The sequence below is a fragment of the Paenibacillus paridis genome (assembly GCF_006345825.1).
Taxonomy (GTDB): domain Bacteria; phylum Bacillota; class Bacilli; order Paenibacillales; family Paenibacillaceae; genus Pristimantibacillus; species Pristimantibacillus paridis.
The window spans coordinates 292,587-308,107 of sequence record NZ_VCIX01000085.1; the positions used below are offsets into that span (position 1 = coordinate 292,587).

At 49.4% G+C, this 15,521-nt stretch carries 14 protein-coding genes and 1 pseudogene; 14 read left to right on the forward strand and 1 reads right to left on the reverse strand.

Annotation, left to right across the window (positions count from 1 at the left end):
• Positions 1–7: 7 nt before the first annotated feature.
• From ndk to FJQ58_RS14950, 14 genes are all read left to right on the forward strand, one after another.
• Positions 8–451 (forward strand): nucleoside-diphosphate kinase, encoded by a 444-nt coding sequence (ndk, locus tag FJQ58_RS14890; protein ID WP_139994699.1) that lies wholly within the window; start codon positions 8–10, stop codon positions 449–451.
• Positions 452–481: 30 nt separating this feature from the next.
• Positions 482–1,261, forward strand: coding sequence for a CheR family methyltransferase (locus tag FJQ58_RS14895; protein ID WP_139994701.1), 780 nt, complete (start codon positions 482–484; stop codon positions 1,259–1,261).
• 74 nt (positions 1,262–1,335) lie between these two features.
• Entirely contained in the window at positions 1,336–1,503 is a 168-nt protein-coding gene (locus tag FJQ58_RS32575; protein WP_175598024.1) for a hypothetical protein, read from the forward strand.
• Between the two features lie 198 nt (positions 1,504–1,701).
• Positions 1,702–2,871, forward strand: coding sequence for a chorismate synthase (gene aroC, locus FJQ58_RS14900; protein WP_139994703.1), 1,170 nt, complete (start codon positions 1,702–1,704; stop codon positions 2,869–2,871).
• Positions 2,872–2,873: 2 nt separating this feature from the next.
• Positions 2,874–3,971, forward strand: coding sequence for a 3-dehydroquinate synthase (aroB, locus tag FJQ58_RS14905; RefSeq protein ID WP_139994705.1), 1,098 nt, complete (start codon positions 2,874–2,876; stop codon positions 3,969–3,971).
• Between the two features lie 2 nt (positions 3,972–3,973).
• On the forward strand, positions 3,974–4,342 hold the full coding sequence (gene aroH / locus FJQ58_RS14910; RefSeq protein WP_139994707.1) for a chorismate mutase: 369 nt from the start codon (positions 3,974–3,976) through the stop codon (positions 4,340–4,342).
• A 359-nt stretch (positions 4,343–4,701) separates the two neighbouring features.
• Entirely contained in the window at positions 4,702–6,273 is a 1,572-nt protein-coding gene (trpE, locus tag FJQ58_RS14915; protein ID WP_139994709.1) for an anthranilate synthase component I, read from the forward strand.
• A complete protein-coding gene (trpD, locus tag FJQ58_RS14920) occupies positions 6,273–7,325 on the forward strand; it encodes an anthranilate phosphoribosyltransferase (RefSeq protein WP_139994711.1) in 1,053 nt (350 codons plus the stop codon). The genes trpE and trpD overlap by 1 nt, the downstream gene beginning before the upstream one ends.
• Positions 7,312–8,112: an indole-3-glycerol phosphate synthase TrpC gene (trpC, locus tag FJQ58_RS14925; protein WP_139994713.1), complete on the forward strand. Its 801-nt coding sequence runs from the start codon at positions 7,312–7,314 to the stop codon at positions 8,110–8,112. The genes trpD and trpC overlap by 14 nt, the downstream gene beginning before the upstream one ends.
• A complete protein-coding gene (locus tag FJQ58_RS14930; RefSeq protein ID WP_139994715.1) occupies positions 8,109–8,786 on the forward strand; it encodes a phosphoribosylanthranilate isomerase in 678 nt (225 codons plus the stop codon). The genes trpC and FJQ58_RS14930 overlap by 4 nt, the downstream gene beginning before the upstream one ends.
• Positions 8,783–9,988 (forward strand): tryptophan synthase subunit beta, encoded by a 1,206-nt coding sequence (gene trpB, locus FJQ58_RS14935; RefSeq protein ID WP_139994716.1) that lies wholly within the window; start codon positions 8,783–8,785, stop codon positions 9,986–9,988. The genes FJQ58_RS14930 and trpB overlap by 4 nt, the downstream gene beginning before the upstream one ends.
• Positions 9,975–10,784 (forward strand): tryptophan synthase subunit alpha, encoded by an 810-nt coding sequence (trpA, locus tag FJQ58_RS14940; RefSeq protein ID WP_139994718.1) that lies wholly within the window; start codon positions 9,975–9,977, stop codon positions 10,782–10,784. Before trpB ends, trpA begins: the two co-directional genes overlap by 14 nt.
• Positions 10,785–11,127: 343 nt before the next feature.
• The gene (gene hisC, locus FJQ58_RS14945; protein WP_139994720.1) at positions 11,128–12,225 is read left to right on the forward strand and encodes a histidinol-phosphate transaminase; all 1,098 of its coding nucleotides are present in this window, start codon (positions 11,128–11,130) and stop codon (positions 12,223–12,225) included.
• Positions 12,226–12,229: 4 nt separating this feature from the next.
• On the forward strand, positions 12,230–13,321 hold the full coding sequence (locus tag FJQ58_RS14950; protein ID WP_238404060.1) for a prephenate dehydrogenase: 1,092 nt from the start codon (positions 12,230–12,232) through the stop codon (positions 13,319–13,321).
• 383 nt (positions 13,322–13,704) lie between these two features.
• Here FJQ58_RS14950 and FJQ58_RS14955 read toward each other — a convergent pair.
• Positions 13,705–14,903, reverse strand: a pseudogene (locus FJQ58_RS14955) (IS110 family RNA-guided transposase).
• Positions 14,904–15,521 lie beyond the last annotated feature (618 nt).

Below are 15,521 nucleotides of genomic sequence, written 5' to 3' on the forward strand. Positions count from 1 at the left end.
GTTGTAGATGGAAAGAACTTTCTTAATGATTAAACCGGATGGCGTTCAGCGTGGATTGATAGGCGAAATCGTTTCGAGGTTTGAAAGAAAGGGACTACAGCTGTCAGCAGCCAAATTTATGGCAATCACCCCGGAGCTCGCAGAGAAGCATTACGAGGAGCATAAGGGTAAGGTGTTTTATGAGCCGCTGCTCGATTTCATCACTTCTGGCCCGGTATTCGCCATGGTATGGCAGGGAGACAACGTCATTGCGCTAACGCGTGCATTGATCGGAAAAACCGATGCCCTCGACGCATCTCCGGGCACCATTCGTTCGGATTTTGCGGTACATACAAATTTCAATCTCATCCATGGCTCTGATTCGGTTGCCAATGCCGAAAAAGAAATCGCCATTTATTTTACCGAGTCCGAGTTAGTCAACTATGAGCATACAATTCAACGGTGGATCTAGTTTGACCGCCTAATAGCGATGGAGGAACCTATGCTTGAGGATCGTGATTTTGCACAGTTTATCGTTCGAATAAAGCAAAAGACCGACATCGATTTGTCGCAATACAAGGAAGCCCAAATGAAACGACGGTTGACGACGCTACGAATGAAGCACGGTTTTCCGACTTTCGAGGAATATTGGAAGGCTATCGAACAAAATCGCAGCATGCTGAATGAATTTTTGGATCGTATGACTATCAATGTATCTGAATTTTGGAGAAATCCTTCTCGCTGGGACATTTTGCAGAAGCGTTTCTTTCCGGAAATGCTTGCTGCGACGAATCGACTGAAGGTATGGAGCGCAGCATGCTCGACAGGCGAGGAGCCTTATACGCTGGCCATGATTTTGTCTGAGCTAGGGGCGCTTGACCGCGCTACTTTGCTTGCTACGGATTTAGATTCCAATGTGCTGCAGCGGGCGATGGAAGGCAGCTACCTGGAACGGTCGCTGAGAGACGTGCCGCCGACCTGCCGACAGAAATATTTTAAGCAAGCGGATGGCGCCTATCTTATTTCGGATACATTGAAAAAATTCATCCAGTTTAAACAGCAAAATTTGTTGCATGACGCCTTTGACAGCTCGTTTGACCTCATTGTTTGCCGAAATGTCATGATTTATTTTACCGAGGAAGCAAAGCACTTATTGTATCATAAATTTTCCAAAGCGCTTAAGCCTGGCGGATTGTTATTTGTTGGCAGCACCGAGCAGATATTCTCGCCAGCACAGTACGGCTTCGAGACCGCGGATACCTTCTTTTACCGGAAGTCCTAGGGCGGCATGTATACCGATTTCCATCTTCTCCTATACTAGTGGTAAGGTACACAACTTGGAGGATGAAGCAGCTCATGGATAAGCGTAAGGTAATAGCCGCCTATAGACGTGGTTTTATTTCGATTCAGGAATGTGCCCAAATTATCGGCGTAGACAGCGGGCAAATGACAAGGCTTATGAATGATCCTCTGCTCATGAGAGACGGAATGGTCATTTTAGAGAAAAAATCAGTAAACAGTTAACAGTGGCAAGCTTCCCAGGCTGATGGAAATGTCTTTCTTGAAGACACTGCCATCAGCCTGTTTTTATGGGGGGAAATCGGTTTCCAAGATGCTCGAATTCTTGTCAAACCGGAGGCGCTGTACTATAATGAGCAAAGATGTTTAGTGCATTAAAGCACAGCAGGCGAGCATGGGCTTGCCTTGGAGGAGGAGCTTGGATTGAGTTTAAGGTATTTAACGGCAGGGGAGACGCATGGTCCCCAATTAACAGCGATTATCGAAGGATTGCCAAGCAATTTGACGATTGATTTTGAGGAATTGAACTTTCAGCTGCATAGACGCCAGAAGGGCCACGGCCGCGGTCGCCGGATGCAAATTGAGAAAGATACAGCTAACGTTGTCGGAGGCGTACGCCATGGCAGAACGACAGGTGCCCCAGTAGCGCTTATTGTTGCCAACAATGATTGGAAACACTGGACTTCGGTTATGAACATTGAGCCAATCGAAGGCAGCGACGAAGAGAAGCGCCGCGTGCACCGTCCGCGCCCAGGGCATGCCGATCTGAACGGCGGCTTGAAATATGATCTTAAAGATTTGCGCAACGTGCTCGAGCGCTCCAGTGCACGCGAAACGGCAGCACGCGTAGCCGTAGGAGCTGTAGCCCGCCAATTGCTGGCGGAGTTCGGAATCAAAGTAGCAGGCCAAGTCATTCGCATCGGCGAAATCGAAGCACCTGCCAACCAGCTTCCGGTGGACGAGCTGATCCGTTTGACTGAGGAATCCTCCGTTCGTGTCGTAGACAAGGAAACCGAGCAGAAGATGACGGATTATATTGACCAAATTAAAGCCGAAGGCGATTCCATCGGTGGAATCGTAGAGTGCATCATTGAAGGCGTTCCAATCGGACTAGGCAGCCATGTGCAGTGGGACCGCAAGCTTGATGCCCGCATTGCAGGGGCAGTTGTATCGATCAACGCGTTTAAGGGCTGTGAGATCGGAATTGGCTTTGAGGCAGCGAAGCTGCGTGGCTCACAAGTACATGACGAGATCATGTACGATGCGGAACGCGGCTATCACCGTGCTTCCAACCGTCTAGGCGGTTTTGAAGGCGGAATGACCAACGGCGAGCAAATCGTTGTGCGCGGCGTCATGAAGCCAATTCCAACGCTGTACAAACCGCTTCGCAGTGTCGATATTGATACGAAAGAGCCGTTTACCGCTCAGGTTGAGCGTTCCGACAGCTGTGCGGTGCCAGCTGCAAGCGTTGTGATGGAGCATGTTGTTGCATGGGAAGTGGCGAAAGCGTTTCTCGAAAAGTTCGGTGGCGACTCCATTGAGGAAATTCGCGCGAACCTGAACAATTATCTTGAACAGCTGGGACGGTACTAGAGATGCGTGAGTTAACCGTTGAACTTGGCGACCGTTCTTATCCTATTTATATTGGCGAGGGTCTCCTGCAGGAGGCTTCCTCGTATTTCATCAAGCATGGCATTAGCAAAAAATCTCCGCTGCTGATCATTACCGATCATTTAGTTGCCAACTTCCATTTGGAAGGGTTCGAAGCAGGTCTCAAGGATGCCGGATTTGTTACGTCAAGCGTCATTGTACCTTCTGGAGAAAGCTCCAAATCGCTATCCATGCTGGAGTCGCTGGTCGCAAAAGCGTTAGAAGCGGGACTGGACCGCAAATCGGCTATCGTTGCCCTTGGCGGCGGGGTTATTGGCGATCTGGCAGGCTTTGTCGCCGCTTCGTATATGCGCGGCATTAAATTTGTACAAGTGCCTACGACGATTTTAGCGCATGACAGTAGCGTAGGCGGGAAAGTTGCTGTCAACCATCCGCTTGCCAAAAATATCATCGGCGCGTTTCATCAGCCGGAGCTGGTTTTGTATGATCTAAAGACGCTGCAAACCCTGCCTCCGCGTGAAGTAAGCGCCGGATTGTCCGAAGTGGTCAAGCACGGGCTCATCTGGGATGAGGCCTTTGTTGACTGGTGCGAGGAAAATGCGGAGAAGCTGCTTGCGCTAGATGCCGATGCTCTTGGTTATGCTTTGTACAAAGGCTGCAGCGTCAAGGCAGCGGTTGTCTCGAAAGATGAGCGCGAAAACGATCTAAGAGCGATTCTGAATCTGGGACATACGATTGGTCATGCGCTGGAGGCGGTTGCTGGCTATGGCGAGCTCTTGCATGGGGAAGCGATCTCGATCGGGATGATCGGCTCAGCGAAGCTGGGGCTCCGATATGGCGCGCCAGAAGAGGTCTACACCGTAACGAAGCGTGTACTTGCCAAATGCGGTCTGCCCGTTCGGCTGCCTGCGCATCTAGATATCGACAAGATCATGGATGCGATGATGCATGACAAGAAGTTTGCAGAGGGGACGATGGTATTCGTCGTTCCGACGGCGATTGGACAAGTTGAAATAAAATCCGACGTTTCCGTGCAATGGGTACGGGAAATCGTAGAGGAATTGAAACGGGAGGTTGAATAGCGATGAGTGTCAGAGGCATCCGCGGCGCTATTACGGTTGAGGCGAATGAAGAGCAGCCGATCTTGGCCGCAACGATTGAAATGCTGAATGCGATTGTTGCCGACAACGCAATCGTGCCAGACGATATTTGCAGCGTATTTGTAACGGTAACGAATGATTTGGACGAGACATTTCCCGCCCGTGCCATTCGCCAAATGAAGGGCTGGGAGCTCGTGCCGTTAATGTGCGCGCTTGAAGTACCGGTGAAAGGCAGCCTGGAGCGGTGTATCCGGCTGATGGTTCTAATTAATACAGATAAGACGCAAGCGGAAATTCGCCATGTTTATTTAAGCGGTGCGAAGGCATTGCGTCCGGATTTGTCCAAGGCCTAATTCATAACTTCGCTCATTATAGAAACAAACCCTTTGTTGACGCACGGCCGTTCGTTGTTGTATATTTAATAACGTAAGTGAGAGTAGCAGAGCAGAGTTATGAACTGAGTTGAGATGAGTCGAGACTAGTTGAGAGAAGCAGAGCAGAGCAATTTGTAGGATGGACCTTACGAAAGAGCTGAACAATCTTGTGCGCAGACGCGCGAGGATTGTAAAAGTGCTGTTTCTTCCTACCTATCATTGTGTCTTTCCGCTTACACACTTCCGTCATCATCTAAACCAACGCTCCTGCTCAGGCAGGAGCTTTTTTTTGTTGCCGTATAGAGAAGCATAATACAAACACAGGGAGGTTGTTCGGAATGTCAAATGAGCTGCAGCATGTTATCCGTCTTGCCGGTCAATACAACTTAATTCCGATTGTTCGCTATATGATGGCGGATACTGAAACGCCAATTCGGCTGTTTCAACATTTTGCGAAGGAAGATCATGCCTTTCTGCTTGAAAGCGTAGAAGGCGGAGCGAAATGGGCGAGAAATTCGTTTATCGGCACGGATCCATTTATGAAATTGTACGGTAAAAACGGGGAAATCGTGTTGGAGCACAAAGGCGAGAAGCAGGTGCTGAATGATAAGCCGATCGAGCTGTTAAAGGCTCACTTGCGTTCGTTCCGTACACCGTCGCTTCCAGAGCTTCCTCCCTTTACCGGCGGGGCAATCGGATTTTTCGGCTATGACTTGCTGCAGTATTACGAGAAGCTGCCCGCCCACCGAATCGACGATTTGAACATGAATGACATTCAGTTTATGTTCTGCGATCAAGTGATTGTATTCGACCATTTCAAGCAGCAGCTTCAAATCGTCGGCAACGTACATATCGCCGAAGGAGCAACGGATGCCGAGATTGCAGCAAGCTATGCGGCCGCGGTAGCAAAGGTTGAAGCGGTGATCGAGCGGCTGCAGCAACCGGTTACGATTCCGGTGACGACCGGAGGTTCCATTGAAGTGGACTACGAGCTTGGCGATATTCAATCCAATGTGACCAAGGAGCAGTTCATTTCCAATATTGAGCAAGCCAAACAATATATTCGCGCGGGCGATATTTTTCAAGTGGTATTATCCCAGCGCTTCAACATTGACACGGATATCGATCCGCTGCATGTGTACCGCGTGCTGCGTACGATGAACCCGTCCCCTTATATGTATTATTTGAAGATGGGGGAAGAGGTTATCGTAGGAACCTCGCCAGAGGCACTTGTTAAGGTTAACGGTGACCGCGTCGAAACAAGGCCGATTGCGGGCACAAGGCCGCGCGGCAAAACGGCGGAAGAGGACAAAGCGCTTGAGCTTGAACTGCTTGCCGACGAGAAGGAGCGGGCGGAGCATCTGATGCTGGTAGACCTAGGTCGCAATGATATTGGGCGCGTATCCGAATTCGGTTCTGTGAAATGCGACTCGTTTATGGACATTGAGCGCTACTCGCATGTTATGCATATCGTATCCAACGTTTCAGGCAAGCTTCATAAGGATAAGGATTTCTTTGATGCCTTCATCTCCTGCTTGCCGGCAGGTACGGTTTCAGGCGCTCCCAAGCTAAGGGCGATGGAAATCATCGCTGAGCTGGAGAACGAAGCCCGCGGCGCTTACGCAGGCGCAATCGGCTACTTGGGCTTTGGCGGTTCGATGGATACCTGCATTACGATCCGGACGATTATTTTCAAGCATGGAAAGGCTTATGTGCAAGCTGGAGCCGGCATTGTCTGGGATTCGGTGCCAGAGAGCGAATACCAAGAAACCGTGAACAAGGCCAAGGGGATGCTCAAAGCCATTCGCACCGCAGAGGCGCTATTTGCGCAGCCAAAGAGCGAGAGTGAAAGCTTCAATTCCATTAATATGGATTATTACGTCAAGGCCGGAGAGGGGCTTGGTCAGTAATGCAGGTGACTGAAGCGATTTCGATGCAGAAAGCGTTAAACCAGCTAATCGGAGGCTCCGATCTGACGAGGGAGCAAGCGAATGCCGTGATGAGCATTATTATGAGCGGTGAAGCAACAGCGGCGCAAATCGCTGGCGTCGTTACGGCGCTTCGGATGAAAGGCGAGACTAAGGATGAGATTACTGGCTTCGCGGAGGCCATGCGCGCTCATTCCAGCCATCTTCATACGGAGCAGGAAGGACTGCTGGATACTTGCGGGACCGGCGGTTCCGGCATTCATAAATTTAATATTTCGACAGCCTCTTCGATTATTGCTGCAGCTGCAGGCATACGGGTGGCCAAGCACGGAAACCGCGCGATGTCGGGGAAAACCGGCAGCGCAGATGTACTTGAAGCGCTGGGCGTTCAAATCACCATTTCACCCGAACAAGCCGCACTATGTTTACGGGAAATCGGCATTTGCTTTATGTTCGCGCAGCTTTATCATCCATCGCTTCGCCACGCGGCTGTTCCACGCCGAGAGCTTGGCATACGAACGATTTTCAACATGCTGGGGCCGCTTACGAACCCTGCGGGCGCTGACCGCCAGCTGCTTGGGTTGTATGACCGAGCGCGGACGGCGACGGTTGCAGAGGTGCTGGGTGACCTTGGCTTGAAGAGGGCGATGGTTGTGAGCAGCCATGACGGGCTTGATGAAATCAGTATTTCGGCACCGACGCAAATCTCTGAGCTCTTGAATGGCCAAGTGCGAACCTATGATATTACGCCTGAGGAGCTTGGATTGTCGCGTTGGTCGATCTCTGAGGTCATGGGCGGCGAGCCGGAGGTAAACGCGGCGCTAATCCGGGCGATCTTCGCAGGAGAGCAGCAAGGCGCTTACCGTGATATCGTGCTTGCGAATGCGGGCGCATGTATTTATGTCGGCGGATTGGCTGGCTCGCTTCGCGAGGGGGCGGCAATCGCGGCTAAGGTGATTGATTCAGGAGAGGCGCAGCAGAAGCTCGCAAGCCTTATTCATATGACAGGAGAGTTGGCACATGTTTCTGGATAAAATTGTTGCTACAAAAAGAGTTGAGGTGGAAGAGCTCGCTGGACGATTTGATCTTGCCCAGATCGAGAAACAAATTGCAGCACTTCCGGCTTGCAAAGGCTTTGAGCATGCCCTGACGGCTGCTGGACGCAATCGGAGCATGGGGCTTATCGCTGAGGTGAAGAAAGCTTCGCCATCCAAAGGGCTGATTCGGAGCGATTTTGAGCCAACCTCGCTAGCTGCAGCTTATGCAGCTGCCGGTGCCGATTGCATTTCGGTCCTAACGGATAGGGATTATTTTCAAGGGTCTAATGAATTTCTAAGTGCGGTAAGACAAACGGTTAACGTGCCGCTGCTGCGCAAAGATTTTACGATCGATCCTCGTCAAATTTACGAAGCTCGCTTAATTGGGGCTGATGCGATTTTGCTTATTGCGGCGATTCTAACTCCTGCGCAGCTCGGGGAATACCATGACCTTGCGAAAGCGATCGGCATGGATGTGTTGGTGGAAGTCCATAACCGAGAAGAGCTGGAAGGCGTGCTAGAGCTTGGGAAGGCTACGTTAATCGGGGTTAACAACCGTGATTTGAAATCCTTTGTTACGGACTTGAAAACGACGGAGGCTTTAATCGGCATGATGCCGAAAGACGTAACCGTTATTAGCGAGAGCGGGATTGCCGGGAAAACAGACATGGAATATTTGCAATCCATTGGCGCACATGGCGTGCTGATCGGCGAGTATTTCATGCGGCATGAAAACGTGGGCGAATCGGTTAATGATTTGATGAGCGCGGTAGCTGCGCGATGAGCCAGCAGCCGCGCATCAAAATATGCGGATTAAGAGATGTTACTACGATTCAGGCGATGAATGGCTTGCCGATTCACGAAATCGGCTTTGTCTTCGCGCCGAGCAAGCGGCAGGTGGATAAGGCAACTGCTGCACGGCTAATTGAAGCCGTAGGCGGTTTGAGAGCGGCAAGCGGTGCGCGGCCAAGGACCGTTGGCGTGTTCGTCAATGAGACGCTGGAAGGCTTGAAAGCGATCTTGGAAGTGGCCCCGTTGGATGTAGTTCAGCTTCATGGCGATGAATCGGCGGTATTTTGCCAAGAGGTGCGCGAGAAGCTGGATGTTCAGGTATGGAAGGTTTTCTCGGTGAAGCAGGATGCGGAGGGCAATAAGCCGCAGAGCGTAATGGAGACGCTAACGCCATACCAGGCAGCCGTGGACGCGATCCTTATCGATGCGCCTGGCGGCGGTACGGGAAAGACCTTCAACTGGGAAATGATCGAGGAATACAACCAGGCGGCCGAAGCGCTTGGCTTACCATTATATGTAGCAGGCGGGCTGAATGAAGGCAACGTGCAGGAGCTGCTTAGGACCTACTCGCCGAATGGGATCGACGTATCCAGCGGTGTAGAAACGGATGGACATAAGGATATTGACAAAATCAGATTATTTGTAAGAAGGGTGATGGAAGCATGACACAGGTACCGGATGTAAATGGACGTTTCGGGGCATTTGGCGGGCGCTACGTGCCGGAAACGCTAATGACCGCACTATTAGAGCTCGAAGAGGCGTACGCGCATTATTCGAAGGATCAGGCGTTTCAGGATGAGGTTCGCTATTTATTGCATAAATATTCGGGCCGCCCGACTTCACTTTATTATGCTGAGCGTCTAACCAAGCATCTTGGCGGCGCCAAAATTTACTTGAAGCGCGAAGACCTTAATCATACAGGCGCACACAAAATCAACAATACGATCGGCCAAGGCGTGCTTGCCAAGCGTATGGGAAAAACAAAGATCATTGCCGAGACAGGTGCAGGGCAGCATGGGGTTGCCTCGGCTACGATTGCTGCATTGCTTGGCCTAGAATGCAAAGTATTTATGGGCGAAGAAGACATGAAGCGTCAACAGCTTAATGTTTTCCGCATGCAGCTGCTGGGCTCTGAGGTCGTGCCAGTATTGTCTGGAACAAGGACGCTTAAGGATGCTTGCAATGAAACGCTTCGCTACTGGGTAAGCCATGTCGAGGATACGTATTATATTTTGGGTTCGGTGACGGGCCCGCATCCTTATCCGATGATGGTCCGTGATTTCCAGCGGATTATTGGGGATGAGTCGCGCCAGCAAATCTTGGCGGAAGAAGGAAGGCTGCCGGATTACATTGTTGCTGCCGTAGGCGGAGGAAGCAACGCGATGGGCATTTTCTATCCATTCGTGAACGATGACAATGTGAAGCTGATCGGTGTAGAAGCGGCAGGACGTGGCGTGGATACGATCGAGCACGCAGCAACGATGACGAAAGGCCGCCATGGTATTTTCCAAGGTTCAATGAGCTATGTTCTTCAAGATGAGCATGGACAAGTGCAACCCGCACATTCGATCTCGGCTGGTCTCGATTACCCAGGCATCGGGCCGGAGCATGCTTATTTGAAGGATTCGGGCCGCGCGGAATATGTGCCAGTTACCGATGCTGAAGCGCTGGAAGCATTGCAACTGCTCTCCCGCACGGAGGGCATCATTCCAGCTTTAGAATCCGCGCATGCGATCGCTCAGACGCTGAAGCTCGCGCCAACACTGGATAAAGATAAAGTCGTCGTCGTTAACTTGTCAGGACGCGGAGACAAGGACGTAGAAGCCATTATGGGTTACTTGGGGGTAGACAAGCATGAATCTCATTGATACGGCGTTTGCGCGCCTTAAATCGGAAGGCAAGACTGCACTCATTCCTTTCTTGACCATGGGTGATCCTGATTTGCAGACATCGGTAGACATTATTCAAGCACTGGAGAAAGCCGGGGCGGATATGATCGAGCTCGGCGTACCTTATTCGGACCCACTTGCAGACGGACCTGTCATTCAACGGGCATCCGAGCGGGCGCTGCTTCATAACAGCATCACTCTTGTCGACTGTATTAACGTGGCGGAACAGGCTCGTGAAGCGGGCGTGGAAATTCCGTTTATCTTGTTTACGTATTACAATCCAGTCTTCCAATATGGCCTGAAAGCTTTCTTCGAGCTTGTGCAAAGCAAAGGCATTAGCGGCCTCATTATTCCGGATCTGCCGATGGAAGAGGATGAAGAGGTTAGGCAGCTTGCAGAAGCGGCTAACGTACATCTTATTCCGCTCGTAGCGCCGACCTCAAAGGAACGTGTGACGCGTATCGCCCGTAAAGCAAAAGGTTTTGTTTACTGCGTATCGTCGTTAGGCGTAACAGGTGTGAGAGCTGATTTTCATGCGGGCATTGATGAATTTTTGGCGACGGTCCGTGAAGCAACGGACTTGCCGATTGCCGTCGGCTTTGGCATTTCAAGCCGCGAGCAGGTCGCCCGTTTCGAGAAGCAATGTGATGGCGTTATTGTAGGCAGCGCAATCGTCAGGAAGATAGAAGAAGCGATTCCGCTATTGCAGGATACCGAGCAGCGCGAGGTTGGCCTTAAGCAGATCAGTGATTTTGTCGCACAGCTGAAGGGATAGTCATAGTTGTATACTTAATAAGAGCCTCTTGCCAAGTGCAAGGGGCTTTTTTTGAAAAATAAGACCATATAGGATGTACGCGATAAAATATTCTTCTCTAATTACGAGAATGAATACCTTTCCCTTGCAGGGGACGACGAAGCCAATTTTTCTTATTCGATAAGGCTGAGTAAGCGTTCTACTTAATAGAAATCACTTTTTTTGACGAGAAATGTGGTTTAGCGATAAGTGGCTGTGAAATACGAATCGACTGAAATGAAAAAAACTTTAAAACCATACACAGATATGAGACAATGGAGGACGAGTGTTTAGATTAGTCTATTATAAAAGAGGTGAACGGCTCATGCAGCCAAAAAGCAATATCGTCCACCTTCCCGTCTATCAACCAGGCAAGCCGGTTGAAGATGTCAAGAGGGAGCTAGGATTACAAGAAGTGATCAAGCTAGCATCTAATGAGAACCCGTTCGGCTGCTCAGAGCAGGCGAAAACGGCCGTAATTGAAGAATTAAGCCATTTAAATATTTATCCCGATGGCGCAAGCGTGGAATTAACCGCAGCGTTAGCCCAAGAGCTTGGAGTAGAATCGAATCAAATTATTTTTGGAACAGGTTCCAGCGAAATCATTCTTATGATTAATCGAGCTTTCATCGTTCCCGGCGACGAAACGATTATGGCTGATGAAACCTTCCCGCAATATAAGCACAATGCCGAAATCGAGAATGCAACGATCGTGGAAGTGCCGCTGAACGAGGGAAAGCATGATTTGCCTGCCATGCTGGCTAAGGTGAACGACCGCACTAAAATTATCTGGATTTGCAATCCAAACAATCCGACAGGCACGATTGTCACTCTGCCGGAGCTGTCTGCTTTTCTAAAAGAAGTGCCTTCCCATGTTCTCGTTGTACTTGACGAGGCTTATGGCGAATATATTGACGATCCGGCCTTTCCGGATGGCGTAAAGCTCATAAGCGAGTATCGGAATTTGATCGTGCTGCGTACATTCTCAAAAATTTATGGGCTAGCTGCGCTTCGCATTGGCTATGGCGTTGGCCATCCCGACGTGATTCGGTTTACGAATCAAGTGCGCGAGCCATTTAATACATCAAGGGCAGCTCAAGCTGCGGCTAAGGCTGCCCTTGCCGATAAAACGTTTATTTCCTATTGCCGTGATCAGAATCAACAGGGAATTCAATATTTGTCTGAGCAATTCGACCGACTGGGCTTGTCCTACTTCCCGGCATATGGGAACTTCGTCATGGTTGACGTTAAACGGCCCTCTCCTGAGGTATTTGACGGCTTGCTGCGCAGAGGCATTATCTCTCGTCCGCGCTGGACTTACTACCCGAACCACATTCGGATAACGGTGGGCACGCGCGAGCAAAACGAAAAGTTTATCGCAGCATTGGAATATGTGTTACAGGAATCGGCGGTGCAGGGATAACGTTATGACAACTGTAGCGATTTTTGGAGTAGGGCTGATTGGCGGCTCACTTGCCCTGTGCTTTAAGGGGAAACCCGGCATTACCGTAATTGGACATTCAAATCGACCTGCCCAAGTTGAGAAATACGTGCAGAGAGGCGTCGTGGATTACGCGACGACCTCCATGCAAGAGGCGGCAGAGCAGGCAGATTTTATTTTTGTTTGTGTACCGGTTGGAAATCTTGAAGAGTATTTGGAGAAGCTTAGCGCGTTTAAGCTGAAACCAGGGTGTGTGGTAACCGATGCGGGAAGCACAAAGGCTTCGGTTGCGGCACGGGCTAAATCGCTGGACTTCGGCCAGGCTGTCTTTATTGGCGGTCATCCCATGGCTGGGTCCGAGCGTACTGGTGTTGAAGCGGCATCTTCGCACTTATACGAGAATGCGTATTATGTGTTAACACCCGATGAAAGTACGCCTGAGGATGCGATGGAGCGTTTAGTCGAGCTACTCAGCCATACGAAAGCGAATATCGTCAGAGTGGAGCCAAATGCGCATGATGAGATTGCAGGCGCAATCAGCCATCTCCCGCATATGATCGCCGTTTCGCTTGTCAATCAGGTTCGAGGCTACAATGAAAAAAATGGGCTTTATGAATCGCTTGCAGCTGGAGGCTTCCGTGATATTACTCGGATTGCATCAGGTGACCCAATTATATGGCGTGATATATTAATCAATAACCGAACGGTTCTGCTGAAGCTTCTTCGGGATTGGGGCAAGGAAACGGATAAATTCGTAACGATGCTGGAGAACTCGGATGGGGAAGGCATCGCGCAGGCTTTCGAAACAGCGGGCCAGTTCCGCAGTCAGATGCCAGAGCGCCGCAAAGGCATGATCCACTCCGCGTTTGATTGTTATGTCGATATTCCCGATCATCCCGGCATTATTGGTAAGATAACGAGTGAACTTGGCAACAGCCTCATCAACTTGAGCAACATCCATATCATTGAGAGCAGGGAGGACGTACCGGGCATTCTCCGGCTATCGTTCCGAAGCCAGGAGTATTTGGACCAGGCAGTCGTCCTGCTCACAGAAAAAGGCTATGACGTGCACCTTTAAAAGGTGTACGTCTTTTTCAATTAAAAAGCGCTTACAAAATAATTCAAACAAAAATGAAAGCGCTTATTGACAAACTGGAAGCGTATACATATAATAAAAGTACAGTATGGTTTCTCTCCACTCCTATCCAAATCCTATAGTGCTCATCATGAGTACGGGCCACCCTTTTGGGTGGTTTTTTTTTGTTTATTCATTGCCTATCCCTTAATGGATAAGGCATAAGGGTCCATTTAGATGAACTATAATACGATTCTAGCTAATAGTTTGTCAATATTTAAAACTTAATGGATAAAGCCTATGATGCTATACTGAAAAAAGAGCATGCCAAATAACCATCCATAGGTGGATGGAGAAGCTTTCCTAAGCAGGTTAGTGTTTCCTGCTTAGGTCAGACGAAATGCTTCTTTATGGGTGAGAATTGCGAAAATCCAGTGAATGAGCTTTTTTACACAGGCAATAACAGCCACTTTAAACGGCTTGCCCTCGGCACGCTTTTTATCGTAAAAGGCTCGGAGTTTTTGGTTGCGTGAGCTGCGCAGGCCGCATCGTACGGCTAGATATAAGGTTGTTCGAAGTCTTCTGGAACCACGTTTGGTAATCCTATTTCGGGTTGCTGTAAACTTGCCGGAAGAGAAGACGCTAGGGTCGACACCAGCAAATGCAACGAGCTTCTTTGCATGATTAAATCGATCGATCTCTCCGACTTCTGCCAGTATTGTTGCAGCAATTCTGGTGCCAATGCCGGGTATCGATTGGATCAACTGATACTCATGTAATTCTGCAGCCAGAGCATCTATGGACTGGTTGAGGTTTACTAGGTGCTCTTGGTACTGTAGAAGCAGATTAATGAGCAGTTCCAGCGAGATGAGATGGCTTGAAAGAGCAGTTTCCTTGAAAGGGTTTCGCTCCGCGGCAGCTGTTAGTTTCAGCGCGCGATCAAGCGCCCATGCGGAATTCGACCGTCCAGTAAGAGACTGAATCGTCGCTGTGATGTCATTCAAAGACTTAGTCAGCACCGTGGAAGAGGTAGGATGAAGAGCCAGAAAACGAAGGGATACCTTCGAGTACAGGTCACCAAACACGCCACGGTATTCCTGAAAGACCTGATCAAGGACAGCCTGAAACTGCAGCTTCGCTTGCACATACATATCGGTTAGAGAATCATGCTGCCTTGTCAGATAGCGTAGATTCATCATAAATTGTCTTCGTTTTTTGTACGGTTCTAATTCTTCCTTGTAGAACATTTCCCCTAGATGATAGGCGTCCGCAATATCCGTTTTCACTTTGCGGAAGCTGGTTTTTTTGGCCTGGTGTGAAATTAACGGATTAATGACAATATACAAGTATTGATGTTCATCTAGAAACTGAATGACGGGGCTATGGTAGTGTCCAGTTGCTTCTAACACTACTGCTGGACGCAGTCCAGTAATGCATTCGAGATCCTGCACAAAAATCAAGAAAGACGCCAGTCCTTCAAGATTATGCTCAAACTGAAAGGTCTTTCCGTGCGGTATTCCTCGGTCAGTGAATGCTTGTGATGGCTTTCTCCTTTGGAAACATCCAGTCCAATGACAGGATTCATGTAACCACTCCTTGTTATATATTCGCCGGAAGCCCCTAACCTTCTTGTCGTCCACATTATCGCATGTGATTCGGGGTCATGCCCCAACTAGCCTAATCATGGTTTAACAAGTAGAGGGTTGAACGGAATAGCTCTCGAGATCCAAGTCTCACGGGCAGAAATGTTCGATCCCCGGCTACCGCTATCTTACGACCACACAAAAATGAGGTCGACCAGTAATTTCTGGTGACCTCGTAATACGAAAGGGCAGGATACTTCGAACGTGGCTAGAATTATAACAATGAACGTTTATTGAGAAAGTAGGTTGTTAATACGTGGTGTTTGCACATCTTATTGTGGAGTTGCACTGTCTTTACGGGCTAGGTGACCAAGATAAAATTAATCCTGTTCCACCTTTTTGTAAAAACGGAGTTCGTAAACCAGGGTACCATTGTTTATCGGAAAATTGTGAGTTCTCAGGGCATGCTCCAGCGCCATTTGAAATAGCCTATTCAGATGAAAAGGGGAAGTAGCCCCTGATGCGTAGATAGGATTTGGAGGCGATATGAACCCTAAACCTTATAACGATAAGATGGTATCGGAACTAAAAGAATCATGGGAAAATATTTGTAAAAAGAA

Coding starts and splice junctions, on each gene's coding strand:
- ndk (WP_139994699.1), top strand. CDS start 8: ATGGAAAGAACTTTCTTAATGATTAAACCGGATGGCGTTCAGCGTGGA.
- FJQ58_RS14895 (WP_139994701.1), top strand. CDS start 482: ATGCTTGAGGATCGTGATTTTGCACAGTTTATCGTTCGAATAAAGCAA.
- FJQ58_RS32575 (WP_175598024.1), top strand. CDS start 1,336: ATGGATAAGCGTAAGGTAATAGCCGCCTATAGACGTGGTTTTATTTCG.
- aroB (WP_139994705.1), top strand. CDS start 2,874: ATGCGTGAGTTAACCGTTGAACTTGGCGACCGTTCTTATCCTATTTAT.
- aroH (WP_139994707.1), top strand. CDS start 3,974: ATGAGTGTCAGAGGCATCCGCGGCGCTATTACGGTTGAGGCGAATGAA.
- trpE (WP_139994709.1), top strand. CDS start 4,702: ATGTCAAATGAGCTGCAGCATGTTATCCGTCTTGCCGGTCAATACAAC.
- trpD (WP_139994711.1), top strand. CDS start 6,273: ATGCAGGTGACTGAAGCGATTTCGATGCAGAAAGCGTTAAACCAGCTA.
- trpC (WP_139994713.1), top strand. CDS start 7,312: ATGTTTCTGGATAAAATTGTTGCTACAAAAAGAGTTGAGGTGGAAGAG.
- FJQ58_RS14930 (WP_139994715.1), top strand. CDS start 8,109: ATGAGCCAGCAGCCGCGCATCAAAATATGCGGATTAAGAGATGTTACT.
- trpB (WP_139994716.1), top strand. CDS start 8,783: ATGACACAGGTACCGGATGTAAATGGACGTTTCGGGGCATTTGGCGGG.
- trpA (WP_139994718.1), top strand. CDS start 9,975: ATGAATCTCATTGATACGGCGTTTGCGCGCCTTAAATCGGAAGGCAAG.
- hisC (WP_139994720.1), top strand. CDS start 11,128: ATGCAGCCAAAAAGCAATATCGTCCACCTTCCCGTCTATCAACCAGGC.
- FJQ58_RS14950 (WP_238404060.1), top strand. CDS start 12,230: ATGACAACTGTAGCGATTTTTGGAGTAGGGCTGATTGGCGGCTCACTT.